The 14,537-nt window shown below is 65.5% G+C and carries 8 protein-coding genes; 2 read left to right on the forward strand and 6 right to left on the reverse strand.

Features of this window, described 5'->3' with window-relative positions:
• Positions 1–296: 296 nt before the first annotated feature.
• Together QHF89_RS40545 and QHF89_RS40550 are read left to right on the forward strand one after the other, a co-directional pair.
• Entirely contained in the window at positions 297–2,414 is a 2,118-nt protein-coding gene (locus QHF89_RS40545) for a hypothetical protein (protein ID WP_284721567.1), read from the forward strand.
• An 806-nt stretch (positions 2,415–3,220) separates the two neighbouring features.
• Positions 3,221–5,083, forward strand: coding sequence for a bifunctional metallophosphatase/5'-nucleotidase (locus QHF89_RS40550; RefSeq protein WP_136973223.1), 1,863 nt, complete (start codon positions 3,221–3,223; stop codon positions 5,081–5,083).
• Positions 5,084–5,162: 79 nt separating this feature from the next.
• Here QHF89_RS40550 and QHF89_RS40555 read toward each other — a convergent pair whose 3' ends face one another.
• From QHF89_RS40555 to QHF89_RS40580, 6 genes are all read right to left on the reverse strand, one after another.
• Positions 5,163–7,958, reverse strand: coding sequence for a hypothetical protein (locus tag QHF89_RS40555; RefSeq protein ID WP_136973222.1), 2,796 nt, complete (start codon positions 7,956–7,958; stop codon positions 5,163–5,165).
• A gap of 573 nt (positions 7,959–8,531) precedes the next feature.
• The gene (locus QHF89_RS40560; RefSeq protein WP_136973221.1) at positions 8,532–9,344 is read right to left on the reverse strand and encodes a hypothetical protein; all 813 of its coding nucleotides are present in this window, start codon (positions 9,342–9,344) and stop codon (positions 8,532–8,534) included.
• Between the two features lie 237 nt (positions 9,345–9,581).
• A complete protein-coding gene (locus QHF89_RS40565; RefSeq protein ID WP_284721568.1) occupies positions 9,582–11,033 on the reverse strand; it encodes an NHL repeat-containing protein in 1,452 nt (483 codons plus the stop codon).
• A 44-nt stretch (positions 11,034–11,077) separates the two neighbouring features.
• Positions 11,078–12,442 carry an FG-GAP repeat domain-containing protein gene (locus QHF89_RS40570; RefSeq protein WP_284721569.1) on the reverse strand — a complete coding sequence of 455 codons (1,365 nt, stop codon included), beginning with the start codon at positions 12,440–12,442 and terminating at the stop codon, positions 11,078–11,080.
• A gap of 36 nt (positions 12,443–12,478) precedes the next feature.
• Positions 12,479–13,255 carry a hypothetical protein gene (locus tag QHF89_RS40575; RefSeq protein WP_136973218.1) on the reverse strand — a complete coding sequence of 259 codons (777 nt, stop codon included), beginning with the start codon at positions 13,253–13,255 and terminating at the stop codon, positions 12,479–12,481.
• Positions 13,252–13,854, reverse strand: coding sequence for an RNA polymerase sigma factor (locus tag QHF89_RS40580; protein WP_136973217.1), 603 nt, complete (start codon positions 13,852–13,854; stop codon positions 13,252–13,254). The genes QHF89_RS40575 and QHF89_RS40580 overlap by 4 nt, the downstream gene beginning before the upstream one ends.
• Positions 13,855–14,537 lie beyond the last annotated feature (683 nt).

Here is a 14,537-nt window from a genome sequence, read left to right on the forward strand (position 1 = left end):
CCTACACGAACCGAGGTCGAAATGGCCAGCGAATTCTTACGCACGCTAAGGAGTTTGTGGGACGTATCATGCCATTTCAAATGTACGATATCGGTGCCGCGCTGGCGCTGCCGCGAGAGCGGGGCGCGCCGAGCCACACGACCTTGACGGATACGACGGTTCCGTGATGTACGGTGCGGGTGAACTCTTTCGCGCCCCGAAGCGCTCGACGATGGCTTGGTTTCTTCACCGGATGCGTCGCCATCGGTTGCAGCAGCACCCCCACCCCCACGCCACCGATCCTGCAAAGCGCTGCCGTGACGCCTCCGAGCCCACCGGCCGCGCCTCCGGCCAGCGTGGTCTTTCAGCCGTGGCGCGTGGGGGCGGGACGCCTCCTGGCATTGCCCGAGCGGAACGTGTTCTGGAGCGAGGAAAACCATCTGACGTTCTTCGAGAAGGCCCCTTCCGGGGAGGGCGTCGATCGGGGGCGCTTCGTCGCCGTCGCCTCGCTTCCCGCGAACAGCCTCAACCCACGGAGCATCGTGCTCACCTCGAAGGGCGCCGATGCCTTCGTGCTCTCGTCGGTCGCAGCGACGGCCTGGGAGGGACAACTCGTTCGGCTCCCCTCGGTGCGGGTGGTGGAACGGTGGAACCTCGCCACGCGTACGCGGCTCTGGTCGCGCACCCTGCCTGCCATGCCGAACCTGAAGGAGGGCGCGTCGTCGGCCGAAAATGACGACCTCCTGACGCTGAGCCCGCGCGGCCTCTTTGCGACCCGCTGCATGAGGATGCTCGCGCCCTCCCTCACGAACTGCCACGTCGTCGCGCTCGACGAGCGTACGGGCGCGCTCGGCGCCGCGGAAGCATGGTCATTCAAGGATTTTCCTTTCTCGTGGTGGAACCATGACGCGCAAGAGGTGTCGCCAGGGCGGCGCTATACGCTCGTCCATCGCTATCGGTCCCGGGAGGAGGTTCCCCTGGTCTTCGACGACGTGGGGCGCATCGTCGGGAGGGTGCGAGCGACGTGCGCTCGTTTCGCGCAAGGCGGCTCGGAAGAGATGCCCACGATCCTGGTCGACGAGCAGAGCAACCTCGACGAAAACGCCGACATCTCCAGGCGTTTTCGCCTGATCAAGGACACGAGCGCCTGCCAGTTGGCGAAGCATCTGGTGGAAGCGCGCCAGTACCAGAGAACGGACGACAGGGAGCGGTTGACGAGCCAATTCAACTGGGCCGGCGGGGGCCGCCGGATCGTATGGAGCTCCCTCACCCAGCGGTTCCTCACCTGGGACAAGCTGCCCAAAGCTTATTCCATGGATGTCGATCGCCTGGGCCTCCCCGCGCCGCTGCCCGCGCCGCCGGGCGTGGCGGACAAGCAGGTGGACTTCGCCGGCTCGGGCTCGGATCTGTATGCGTACACGAACGAGAAGCTGTTTCATTTGGAGGAAACCGGCTTCGTGTTCGATGCGCCGAAGACGTCGGTGGGTGTTCTCCTGAGCCGCGGCAACGAGGCGCTCCTGGCGACCTACGCGGGGCTCGACGACAGCAAGTACGTCCTCTCGTTGGGCAAACGAAAGCCGGGTCAGCCGGGCTTCACCTGGCAAAAGACCTCTGCGGCCTCGACCTTCAGGCCCGATTTCGTCTCCTTCGAGAACGCAGGGCGTCCGCAGATGCTGATCGCCGGCGGGAAGGCCGGCCTGCAATGGATCGACACGCGGACGGGACAAGTGTTCCTGCGGAGCTGCCCGCCCGGCGCTCCCTCGACGAGCCCCTGCAACACTCGCAACGCCAAGGATGAGTATCGCGGGCTGGTCGTGTCGAGCGCGCGCCAGACAGCCTTCACGGTGCACCTGAAGGATCCGAGCATCCGGTACAACCATTCGATCGAAGAGATCGAGCTGTCCACCGGGAACGTGCGACGGAGCTTCCCGGCGCCGGATTGGGATCTGACGAGTCCTCTGGACTTGTCCATGGGCTGGCTGGAGAAGGATCGCCGGTTCTGGATCGTGGGACACGATTTCCGGGCCGGGAGGGCCGGGGCCTCCATCACAATCGTGACCCTTCCCGCCACGGACGGCGCCGAGCCGCAGTACGCGTCGTTCGCCACCCAGTCGCAGCCGTACCCATTCGGCGCCGATCCGGAGGGGCGTTTCTTCGCATTCCCGCGCGAGGTCGATACGATCGATGTCTTTGCCCCGAGCGGGAGCCTCGTGCTCACCCTGGGCGTTCGCGCCGATGGCTCCTTCGCGCAGGCAGGGGACGGTCGTTTCGCGTGCACGGGCAAAACATGCGACGAATTCCGGTGCGTGGTCGGGAACGTGGCTCGCGTGGCCACCGATCCGGCCTGCGCCGCGTTGCGCGTGGAGGGATTCGCCATCGCCGAGGAGGTTGCCCGCGCCCAGCGCGTTCGCGAGGCCGGCAAGGTGAGCCCATAACCCAACCCAACATCTTTGTCGCGGCCGGGCTTTCCATGGGGGACTGCCGAATTTGGCTCCGTGTGGACCTTCGGCCTCGTCGGTCGATTCGGACGGCAGCGGAGGCGGCAGTGGGGGGCGCCACGGGCCGAGCCGCGGTCCGACGGTAGCCCCGGGGGGCCTACATCGTAATTGTTGTCGGCGCCCTTGGTCGGGCCGAGCTTGACGACAAAAGCGCCGCTGCCATCTGGACAGCGGCCGTAGGTGGTCGCCGCGTGGCTCGACCATGTGTACGTGTCGACGAGGGTTTGCCCCCCCGCATCGAACAGCCTCACCGAATCGCTGGCTCCGAGCCCATAACCGAGGCTCAGCTCCTCCAAGACGAGGTAGGTGCCCGGCGCGAGCGTCATACCATTCGGGATGGCGTAGACGTGCGTATCGTCGTTGTCCTTGAAGAGCCAGCCACTCAGGTCGGCGGGGCTGCTGCCGGCCCCGCCGAGCCGCCGGCGCCCGGATCGTCGCCGGTCCCGGATGCCGCGCAATGAGCCATCAGCAGACTCGTGACCACGAGCGTAACCGTCTTCAGCACACCGCTTTTCAACTGCCCAACCTCCGTCGACGACGATAGTGTACCTACGGTGTCGGAATCATGCGGGGGACGCGACGATCGTGTGACGCCGCGGGGGACGCGCGGCGCTGCGACGTGCTTGTCGTTACGATGAAACCGCGTCGCCCTCCAATCGTCGCGGGGAGGGTCTATGGGGTCTCGTCGCGTCGGCGCCCTTTGCGGCGAATCGCGACAGGAGTTCGATATGCAGTCCCTCACCATGGCCCTGCGACGACGCGGGGATCGATTTTCCAAGGGCCCCCTCGTCACCATTGCAGGCGTATTGCTCGCTTCCTGCCTCTTGCCGCTGACAAGCTGCAGTGACGAAGGAGAAACGAACGCGGATGCAGGAGCCACGAGCGGCCACGGCGGCGCAGGCGGCGTCGGTGGTTCGGGCGGCGTGGGGGCCGTCGGGGGCACAGGCGGCGCAGGCGGCGCAGGCGGCGCAGGCGGAACGGGCGGCGCCGGGCCGTCGCTCGTCGACGTGCAGATCCTCGGCTTCAATGATTTTCACGGCAACCTCGAGCCGCCGACGGGCAGCAGCGGTCAGATCAAGCTGCCGGACATGACCCTGGTCAACGCCGGCGGCGCGGCGTATTTCGCAACGCACATCGCGGCGCTTCGCGCACAGAATGTGAACACGGTGGTCGTCTCCGCGGGCGATCTCATCGGCGCCTCGCCGCTCGTCTCGGCGCTCTTCCACGAAGAACCGACCATCGAGTCGATGAACATGATCGGCCTCGACATCAACGGCGTCGGCAACCACGAGTTCGACCAGGGCGCGGCCGAGCTCCTGCGCCTGCAATACGGCGGATGCAGCCCCGTCGACGGGTGCGCAGACGGCACCTTTTTCCCCGGCGCCGATTTCAAGTTCCTGGCCGCCAACGTCGTCGTCGACACGACGACCGGCAAGACGCTCTTCCCGCGGTACGACATCCGCGAATTCGACGGCGCGAAGGTAGCGTTCATCGGCATGACACTCGAAGCCACCCCCTCGATCGTGACCCCCACGGGCATCGCGGGTCTGACCTTCACGGACGAGGTCGAGACCGTCAACGAGATCGTCCCCGAGCTCCAGGCCCAGGGCATCGAGGCCATCGTGGTGATCGTCCACGAGGGCGGCTACCCCACGGGCTTCTTTGATGAATGCCCGGGCATCTCCGGCCCCATCGTCGAAATCGCGGCCAACCTCTCGGACGCCGTCGACGTCATCGTCAGCGGTCACACCCACCAGGCCTATAACTGCGTCCTCTCCGGCAAGATCGTCACGAGCGCCGCGTCGTACGGCCGGCTCGTCGCCGATATCGATCTCACGATCGACAAGGCCACCGGGCATGTCGTCGACAAGAAGGCGGCGAACATGATCGTGACCCGGGACCTCTCGGATCCGATGGTGGAGGCCTTCGTCCAAACGTACAAGGATCTGGCGGCGCCGCTCGCGAGCAAACAGGTTGGTTCCATCACGGCAGACCTGTACAAGCCCGTGCCGCAGGCGCTCCCGCAAAGCTCGTCGATGGGCATGATCATCGCGGACGCACAGCTCGAAGCGACGAAGGCTCCGAACCTCGGCGGCGCGCAGATCGCATTCATGAATCCAGGCGGCGTGCGCGCGGACCTCGTCCATGCCGCGTCGGCGGGCGAGATGGCGGATGGCATCGTGACCTATGGTGAGATCTTCACCGTCCAGCCCTTCGGCAATAGCCTCGTCGTCATGACCCTGACGGGCGAGCAGATCAAGCAGCTCCTCGAGCAGCAGTTCCAGCAAAACGCACAGGGGATGCCGATCGTGCGGCTCCTGGAGATCTCGGAGGGTTTTACCTACACGTACACCTTGAGCGGGATGGCCGGAGCCAGGGTCGATTTCGCGAGCATGAAGCTGAACGGCGTGCCCATCGAGGCCAATGCCAGCTACCGCGTGACCGTCAACAGCTTCCTCGCCGCGGGCGGAGACAGTTTCACCGTCCTCGTGCAGGGAACGGACCGGCTCGGCGGCGCGCTCGACCTGGAGGCGCTCCAGGTCTACTTCGCAGCCCACTCCCCCGTGAGCCCACCCGCGCTCGATCGAATCACTGCGCTGCCATGATCTTCCAGGGGGGGCGACGGCGCCCCGTTCGAGGCGCTCAAGGCCTTGGTCGAATGGGTCTCAGGGAATAGGCGCGGCTTCACGCGCGCCGCTCGCGCCTCCGCCATGCGAACATAAGCCCGAGCGCCAGCGCCGACAGCGCGGACGAGCTCCCTGTCTGCGGCGCCGTCCGGCATCCGCAGCCACCGTCCTCGGATGGCGCGCTGCCGCCCGCGCCGCCCGCGCCGGCCATCCCCCCGGAGCCACCCGCGCCCGCCATTCCACCCGCGCCACCCGCGCCGCCCGCGCCGCCCGCACCGCCTGTGCCGTCAATGCACGCGCCGCCTTCGCAGACACCAGCCGCGCACGGTGTTCCATCGACGGCGCTTCCATCCGCGGGGCAACCTTTCGCCGTGCCGTCACAGAACTCGGCCACGTCGCACACGCCCGCCGACGCGCGGCACTCGGTCCCCGCCGCGACCTTCACGTCCGCTGGGCAATCGTTCGCGGCCCCGTCGCAGCTCTCGGCCACGTCGCACGCGGCCGCCGCCGCGCGGCATACCGTGCCCGCCGCGACCTTCTCGTCTGCAGGGCAATCGTCTCCGACCCCATCGCAGCCATCGGCCGCGTCACACGCACCCGCCGCCGCGCGGCATACCGTGCCCGCCGCGGCCTTCGCGTCCGCTGGGCAATCGTTTCCGATCCCATCGCAGCCATCGGCCGCGTCGCACGCGCCCACGGGCGCGCGGCATACCGTGCCCACCGCGGCCTTCGCGTCCGGCGGGCACTCTTTCGCGACCCCATCGCAGCCATCAGCCGCGTCGCACGCGCCTGCCGACGCGCGGCATACCGTGCCCGCCGCGAGGGGCCCGCACGTCCCGTCCACCGCCGCGCCCGCCGCCACGCTGCACGCCTGGCAGTCCCCGATCGCGTCTCCACCACATGCCGTATCGCAGCAGACGCCATTCACGCAAAATCCGCTCGCGCAGACGGCACCACTCATGCACGGCGTGCCCAGGCTCAGCGCAGGGCCGAAGATATGGACATCGCCAACCCCCGAAGGCCCGACGGGCTCTCCCACGAGGATCGTCTCCCCGGAGATGGCGACCGCGGCGCCGAACTTTTCGTTCCCCCCCCCGCTCGTATCCTCGAGCATCGCCTCCTTGGTCCACGCGCCCCCGCTCCGCGCGAACACGTACGCCCGGCCGGGGAGCGTGGCCCCCACGACCGCCAGATCCCCCTGGAGCGCGACCGAAGCGCCGAATCGCTCATCCAACGCCGCGCCGCTCACGAGCTTCGCCTGCTGGGTCCAGACCTTATCGTTCTGCACGAACACATAGGCCGAGTTGCGATTCGAGAAACCGAACTCGTCGCGATGCGCTCCCACGAGCGCCGTATCCTCCGAAAGCGCGGCCGAGTAGCCGAGCCAGTCATTCCCCATCCCGTCGTTCGCCAAGAGCTTGGCCTGCTGGGTCCAAACAGCACCGCTGCGCACGAACACGTAGGCCGCGCCGGCATTCTCTCCCTTGTCGTCGTCGCCGATCGCCCCGACGAGCGCCGTGTCCCCCGTGAGCGCCACCGAAGAGCCGACGCGGTCCTCCGCCTCCCCGTCGCTCGCCACGAGCCTGGCCTGCTGGGTCCAAACAGCACCGCTGCGCACGAATACGTAGGCCGCGCCGGAATACCCGCCCTCGCCAATCGACCCCACGAGCGCCGTCTCCCCCGCGAGCGCCACCGAAGTACCGAATTCGACCTCCGCCCCTCCGCTCCCCACGAGCCTGGCCTGCTGGGTCCAGACCCCGCCGCTGCGCACGAACACGTAGGCCGAGCCGGAATAGGGGCCCGTGGCGTTGTCGTAGTTCGCCCCCACGAGCGCCGTGTCCCCCGAGAGCGCCACCGACCAGCCGAACTGATCATACGTCGCTCCGTCATCCGCCAACAGCTTGGCCTGCTGGGTCCAGAGCCCCTGGCTGCTGCGCACGAACACGTAGGCCGAGCCGGAGTAGGGGTTGATGCCGCCGTCGCTACGCGCCCCCACGAGCGCCGTGTCCCCCGAGAACGAAAGCGCGTTGCCGAAATTGATGACCGACCCGAAGTCCGGCCACAGCTTCCCGAGATGAATGGCCATCAGCGGATCGATCTCCACCGGATACACGGCCCCCGCGTCGTCCACGTGAATCACGACCCGCCCCTGATCGAGCGACAGCCACGCCGGCAGCTCCTTGCCCGCCGCGTCCTTCACGTACAGGTCGGTATACCGGAGCGTCGCGCGCCCATCGTTGTCCCGCAGCGAAAGCGCCTCCCCAAGGCCATCCCCGTCCTCGTCGACGAGCTCTCCCTGCCAATCCCCGCCGAACTCGATGGCCACGACCTTCGTCCCGGCGCACGCGGGGGCCGACCGCAGGACGAACCCCTGTTCGAGCCCGAGCGGCCCGTTCACGTACCATTCTTCCAGGCCGTCGCGCTCATAACGAATGCGGTTCCCCTCCGCCGTGGGCGCCGCCGCGCCGAGCGCCGTCACCTGGCCCTCGCAGCCGAGCCCCGCCGCGCGCATTCCGAGGGTCCACGCGCCGTCGTCCGACGAAAGGGAGACCCCTGCGCTGTCGAGCGTCGTCCCCCATCGCTGCGCCTCGTTCTCGGCGCGCACGAGCCCCGGCGCGAGCGCCACGGCGGCATAACGATCCGAGGCATGCTGCTGCACGGAGGCGATGTAGGCCGCGCGCAGGGCTTTTGGCATCGATGCCGAGCTTTCCCGCTCCGCCTGGGCGGGGGCGCTCGCAGGCGCGGCCATGCCCTCGGCGGGCGTGGCGTCGCTGCAAGCGGCAAGCATGGTGATCATGACCGGGCCGAGGATACGACCCGGCCACGGCCCGAAGCTCTGTCGTTCAAAGTTCATGAGGGGAAGCCTTCGTTTTGGATTCGTCACATCAGGTGTCGGGCACCGGCGCGCGCGGCTCGTAGGGGTCCACCCTGACTGTGCCTAGACGACGCGCCTCGGCCATCGCTTCAAGGAAACACCGCCGGGATCCTGCGCGGATCACGCGGGTAGGTGGGGGCTCCGCATGCGCGCGAGGAGGGCGCGCGCGGACGTGTCCTCAGTCCGCTGGGGTCCGCAGGTTTTCGGTGCGCGAGGGTGTTCGAACGTTCGAACGGTGGCAGAAGAACGTGACGCGTGGGGGTTCGAACGCCTGGAGACCCACGAGCGACCGTGACGCGTGGGTGGGGGAAGGTTCGGACCGCCTCGGGAGACGGTGACGCGTGGGGGTTCGAGCGCTTGGAGACCCGCGAGCGACCGTGACGCGCCGGGGTTCGGGCGTTTGGAGAGCCGCAGGAGACGGCGACGCGTGGGGGTTCGAACGTTCGAACGGGCGCGAGCTACCGTGACGCGAGGGGGGTGGGACGTTTGAAGACGCGGGAGCGGCGGCGGCTGGCGAGATCGACGCCGCCGCCGTGGCCCATGAGGCCCCGCTTATTGCCTGTAGAGCACGACCGTGCCGCTACATTCTGCGGCGTCTGCGCAGCCGGCACGCACTTGATATTTACCGGTCGCGGGGACCGTGTACTGGATCAGGGATGCGAGATCGCACTGGTCTGCGCATGCAGATGTATTGTCGTTCCCCGCCACGTACACCCACGTCCCCTCCACTTCCCGGTAGAGGCGCAAATAGGTATCCCCGGTGGCCTTGGCGCCGTGAGCAGCATAGTTGCACGTGCTGACGCGAACGATCTGGTTGGCCGTCAGGGAGTACGTCTTATTGGTGGTGTTGACCGCGGCATTGTTGGTATCTTGGGCGCTATACGAGAAGACGACCGGATCCCTCCGGGCAATTTGCACCGAATTCGGCCCGCATGCATCGTTGCCGTAACAGCCACCCCAGAGAACGAAGTTTTCCTTCGTCCCATACGGAGATGTGAACGCGATCAGGGATCCCGAGTTCTGGGCGCATGCCGAGTCGTCATTGGACGCAGCCTGCTTGTCGAGAAAATTGTAAAGCCGGAGATACGTATCTCCTTTGAAGAGGGCTCCCGGGAGAACCGTCGTCCCGATCATGACGGTCTCTCCGGCGCCGATGCTGATCGTCTTCTTCTTGACGTTGGCCTCGTTCGCAGCGCTGTTGGTGTCCGAGGCGGAGTAGTCGTAGAGATGGAGCGCTTGCTCGGCCTCCGCGACGCTCTCCTCGCCCGGGTTGCCCTCCAGGGCGCCCTCTCCTTCATCCGCTGCCTCCGCTGCACAGCCCGCACCCACGAGAACCATCATCACGAGAGTCGTCAAACGCTTCATGCACATTTCCTTTCACATTCGCAGTGCGCAGGGTGGATCGATGGCCCCACACCTGGCTCGCCCTGTGCGCCCGTTCCACTTTGTCCGCCTGCGCCGCGAGGTTTCTTCAGGACTCGTCCTGAAGGCACGTCGCACGTGCTTCCACGTCGCAGGTGGTTGTTCTGGATGTACTTCCGCGCGGAGGCGCTTTTCCTTCACAAAATCGGATCGAGCGCCACACGTTTCGAGACTGGGGCGTCAGGGCGCGAGCTTGGCGATGACGATGTTCTCCTCCCCCGTGCTCGTCATGGGGCCGCAGCCGAGGTCGAGCGTGTCCTGGAAGGAACCGGCGAGGAAGATATTATGGTCTCGATCGATTGCGGCTGCGCCGCCAGTCCATGCTCTGTCCATGAAATAAATCCGGCGGATGTCTCCGGCGTCATCGAGCTTGAACAGGAACGCGCTCGCCGATCCGTTCGAGAGAGGGCAGCCGTCCAGATGAAGATTGCGATCGGTTGCTTCGGGCGACGTGTCCTCGGAAACGTATCCGCCGACAAGGGTGGCACCTGCCCCAGCCGCCACCAAGGATGGCCCATATATGCTTCGGAGTTGCCTGGCCCGCACAAGGTTCCCCGTGGCGTCGAACTTCGCCATGAACGCTTCGCCGACCTCTGAATCAGCAACGAGGGGACAGCCGCCCCAATTGATTATGTCGACGAAAGAACCGACGACGACGACGTTTCCCTGGGAGTCAACGGCAACATCATCGAGGGCACCGCTGTCTCCGTCGCGACTGAGCTGCTGGCTCCACAGGAGCTTGCCATTCGTGTCATATTTAGCCAAAAACAGCACATGCGTGCCGCTTTGGGTCGAACCATGACCCTCTTCATTCAGTGGCAGCGCAGCGCCACCTCCAACAAAAATGTTTCCCATCGAGTCAGCCGCACAGCCTATGCCCGCAAAAAAGTTGTCGCTGCTCGAGAGTCTCGTATTCAATTGGTCGGTACCGTCTTCTTTGAGCGTGAGCAGAACACCCTCTGCGGTCTGGGCTTCTTCGTTTTCACGGATGCCACACACGATCATGCTACCCATGGCATCTACTTTCAATTTCAACTGTCGCGACCAATCATATACATGGTCTGCTTCGAAGAGCTTGCTCCATCGGTGACTGCCATCCGCAGCGAATTTGGCGACGAACATATCATGTTGGGAACGCCCCGACGGATGCTGCGGGCCTCCACCGAAGTCGACGATGCCATCGACGTTGCCCATAAGCACGATGTTCTCCCACGGGTCGGTCGCGACGGACACGATCTCCGCGACACTCCCCCAAAACCGCTTGCTCCATACGTGGCCGCCTTGCGCGTCCAGCTTGGCCAGAAACCATGCCCCGGTTGGTGACGCGAGCGGTTCGCCGCCGAGGTTGAGTTCGCCTTGAAAATGACCGACGATGAGCAAGTTCCCGCTTCGATCGAGGGCGGCAGACATAACGCTGCCCCGGTGCTGGGAGTCGATTTGCTTGCTCCAGGCACACGCGCCGCGTTTGCAAGTCTGCGCGCCCCCTGGGTCGGCTCCGAGAGCTTGGCTCCTTGTGCAGAGTTCGCCCCGAGAACGTGCGATGTCGACATCGGTCGTGCATCCGGCGAGGAGCAGCGCAGCTACGGCACCGAGACGCACGCTGCTTTGACGGTACGAGACGCGCTTGTTCATGAAGTCGTGGATATCGTGGAGGCTGAGGATGCCCGCCCGTACGCTCAATGTTTGGCGACCCCCACGAGGGTGGAACCAGCCACAGTGGATATGTTCCATTTGTATGCAAGGGCGATGTCCGTCACATGGTCGCCGTCGAAGTCTCCCACCGCATTCACGTGAGATTCACTCCGGTAGACAATTTCGCCATGATTCATCAACTTGCCCTGTCCGTCACCTAGCAGGACCACAAGTACCTGCCGCAAAGGCTCGGCCTCGAACAAGTACACGACGTCGGCGTTACCATTCCCGTCAAAATCGCCAGTCTGCAATTGAGGCCACGTCCACTGCGTCGCTTCGCCGACGTAAAGATAAGCGGACAACAAAAACGTCCCGTCCCCGAATCCGCGAGAGGCCGCGATATCCTGGGCCCCAGATGCCTGACCAAGAAGCCGCACGAGATCCAGATGACCGTCACCGTTGAGGTCCGTTGTCAAGAGCACCCTTTCCTCCGTCTCATACGACGACACCCATGGCTCATCTGAACGAACGACTCGATCACTCAACGGATTGTAAAAATCTGAGACAGCAAACTGGAATGCGCCATCAGCGACGCCACAGTAGAGTTGACCCGCAAACACGAGATCACTCTTCCCGTCTTCGCAAAAATCACCCGCAACAGCAGGCCCGCTCGGCATATCCGTCGACAAGATCCATGACGAGTCGCCAATGCCGCCAACGACATTCTTGCCGTGCTCCAGCACGAAGGCATCACATTCTGCGCCCAATACGAGCACATCCGTCGCCGCGTCGTTTCCAAATGTTCCAGACACGGGTAGCCACGGTCGCATCACGTCAGGCCACCATGGGTCCCCATAAGACGACAACCAATCATGGTCCGTCCAGGTGCTGCACCCGATCGTTTCGACGGGAGCATCAAACGGCACATCCTTTCCGCCGAAACCATGCCAAAATGCCACGGCGAACCCGTCGGGCCCGGCCAACGCAATGAGGTCCTGGTTCCCGTCACCGTCAAAATCGCCTGCCTCGAGATCCCGATAGGTTCGAAGGGAGCCAGGGGGCAACTTGACGGGCGGCTGCTCGAAGCTCCCGTCGCCGTTCCCGAACAGCGTGACGACGGAGCAATCAACCCAGCTACACTCGGGCGAGCCATGCATGTTCATCTCATCGGCGACAGTCCCGCAGACGATGGCGGCGATATCCAGATGACCATCGCCATTGAAATCACGCGCCACCATCGACTGTGGATGCCCTCCAACCATCGTCGTCGACATCGGCTTCAGACCAGACGTAGCCGGCTGCGCCTCGTCGCCCGTTTTGGCTCCTTTCGCATTCGCCTCATGGCCCTCCGGCGCACATGCCGTCGCCATTCCCAGGACCAGAAGCCCAGCCCCCACACGATAGCCCATCGATCGCATTCCTCGCATGGTTCGCCTCTCTCCGAATCAGCGCATCTCGTCGAGCTTCCGCCGCACCCTCACCTCGTACGGGCTCCCGCTCGATCGCTCGAGCAGGGCCTCGGCTCTCGCTCGGGCCTCGTTTTTGCGCCCGAGCCGAAGCAACGTATCGATCGCAAGAAACTCCCGCTCCGCCGCGAGCCGCCCCGCGGGAAACTCCCGCGCATGCGCCTCGACGCGACCGAGCGCCTCCGAGGGGCTCGTCGCCATGAGGCGCCGCGCTTCCTCCAACATCACAATCTCACGGGTGATCGAGTCCTCCATGACAGGCTCCGCCGAAACCGGCGGCGACGGCATGGGAGGCGCAACTTTCTTCGTGACCGAACCCCTGGCCGGTTTCTTGGGCAATGGCGCCGGACGGCTCGCTGCCGGCGTGGCGCGCGCCTCCATTTCCTCCGTCGGGCGCTCGCTGCGCTTCGCAGGCTCCTCCGGCGCAGGTACGTTCGAACGCACCGCCTCCACCGTCGCCGCCACCCTCTCGATCGGCGCCCGCACCCTGAGCACGAGCGGGACGTCCTGCCCGACACGAGGCGCGACAACAAGTGCGACCGCGCCGCCGATCCCCAGAATTGCCATCACGATCTTTTTCGCGAGAACCCCCGGCAAAACGCCCACAGGCGTTGCCGCGATCTGCGCAACCTGCACGGTCGACTGCGCCAGCTCGAGTTGCGTCATCTTCCGCGTCGGTTCGGCGCTCATGAGAAGCTCACGCACGCGCGGCGGAGCCGAACCGTCGGCGTCGAGCCATCGCTTCGGCTCCTTCATCGGCGCCTCCCCCGCGAAAGGCGCGCCTGGCGACGCGCGAGGGCCTTCTCGAACGCCTTCCGAGCCTTGTGGAGCCGCGAGTGCACCGTCCCCACCGGCACGCCCAGCTCCTTGGCGATCTCCTCGCACCCCATTTGCTCGATCTCGAACATCACGAACACGACGCACTTTACGGGGTCGAGCTCGCGGAGTAGCTCCTCCAGCTCGGCGCGCGCCTGCTTCGTCGCGAGGCTCTCCTCCGGGGTAGGCTGGATCCCTTCGGAGCTCGTCTCCGGCGGCGGGATCGCCGTCGTCTCGCGTCGCACGTAGGCCCGTTGCCGATGGCGGGCGACGATGTTCTTGCAGATCCCGAAGAGCCAGGCCTGCATCGGACTGGCCGTATCGAACGTGTGCAGCCGCTTGTGGACGACGACGAACACCTCCTGACTCAAATCCTCGAGATCCGGAGGACGAACCCCGAGCCGCTGCAGGGATCGGAAGACGAAGTCGGCGTACTCCGCGTGAACCGCGACGACGTCGAGCGGGCGCTCCACCGCCGAGGGCGGGCTCCCTCGGGCCGCCCATGGAAACAATCGAATCATGCGGAACACGCCGTCCACGTGCCCCCTCTTCCGCTCAGCTCGCCCAGCGCTTCACGGAATCGACAGGCCGACCCCCACAAACCCGGAGCCCGCGATCACCGTCTGTTCGAAGACCGTCTCTGGAGGGGCCCCGCGACGTGGAAGCGGCAGCGGGTGACTCCTCCTCACCGGGGGAGACGCGCTCGGTGGAGCGAACGGCGTCACACGGGAACACGTCGCGGCCGAGTCGCGTCGCAGCCGAGTCGTGTCGTGTTCTCCCGCTCGATCTCCGCTTGGTCCGGGCAGCTCTCTGTGCCTGGCAAAACGCGAGGTGCCACTCATTGCCTGTAGAGCACGACCGTGCCGCTACATGCTTCGTCCGTTGCACAACCGGCACGCACTTGATATTTGCCGGATGCAGGGACCACGTACTGGATCATGGATGCGAGTTCGCACTGGCCTTGGCATGCCGATGTATTGTCGTTTCCGGCCACGTACACCCAGGTTCCCTCCACGTCTCGGTAGAGGCGCAAGACTGTATCACCAATGGCTTCGGCGCCGTCAGCAGCATAGCCGCAAGTGCTGACACGAATGTTCGTAAGTCCTCGCCGCCCCCCGTCCTGACGTCCCGTGGCCCCCGTGCCCAGGCTCCCAACCGGAAGGAGCCTCAACATGCATACGGAACAACAAGCGGCGGCCATTCGTGCGGAGGTCTCGCGCAT

It is taken from the genome of Polyangium sorediatum, from assembly GCF_029946465.1.
Lineage (GTDB): Bacteria > Myxococcota_A > Polyangia > Polyangiales > Polyangiaceae > Polyangium > Polyangium fumosum.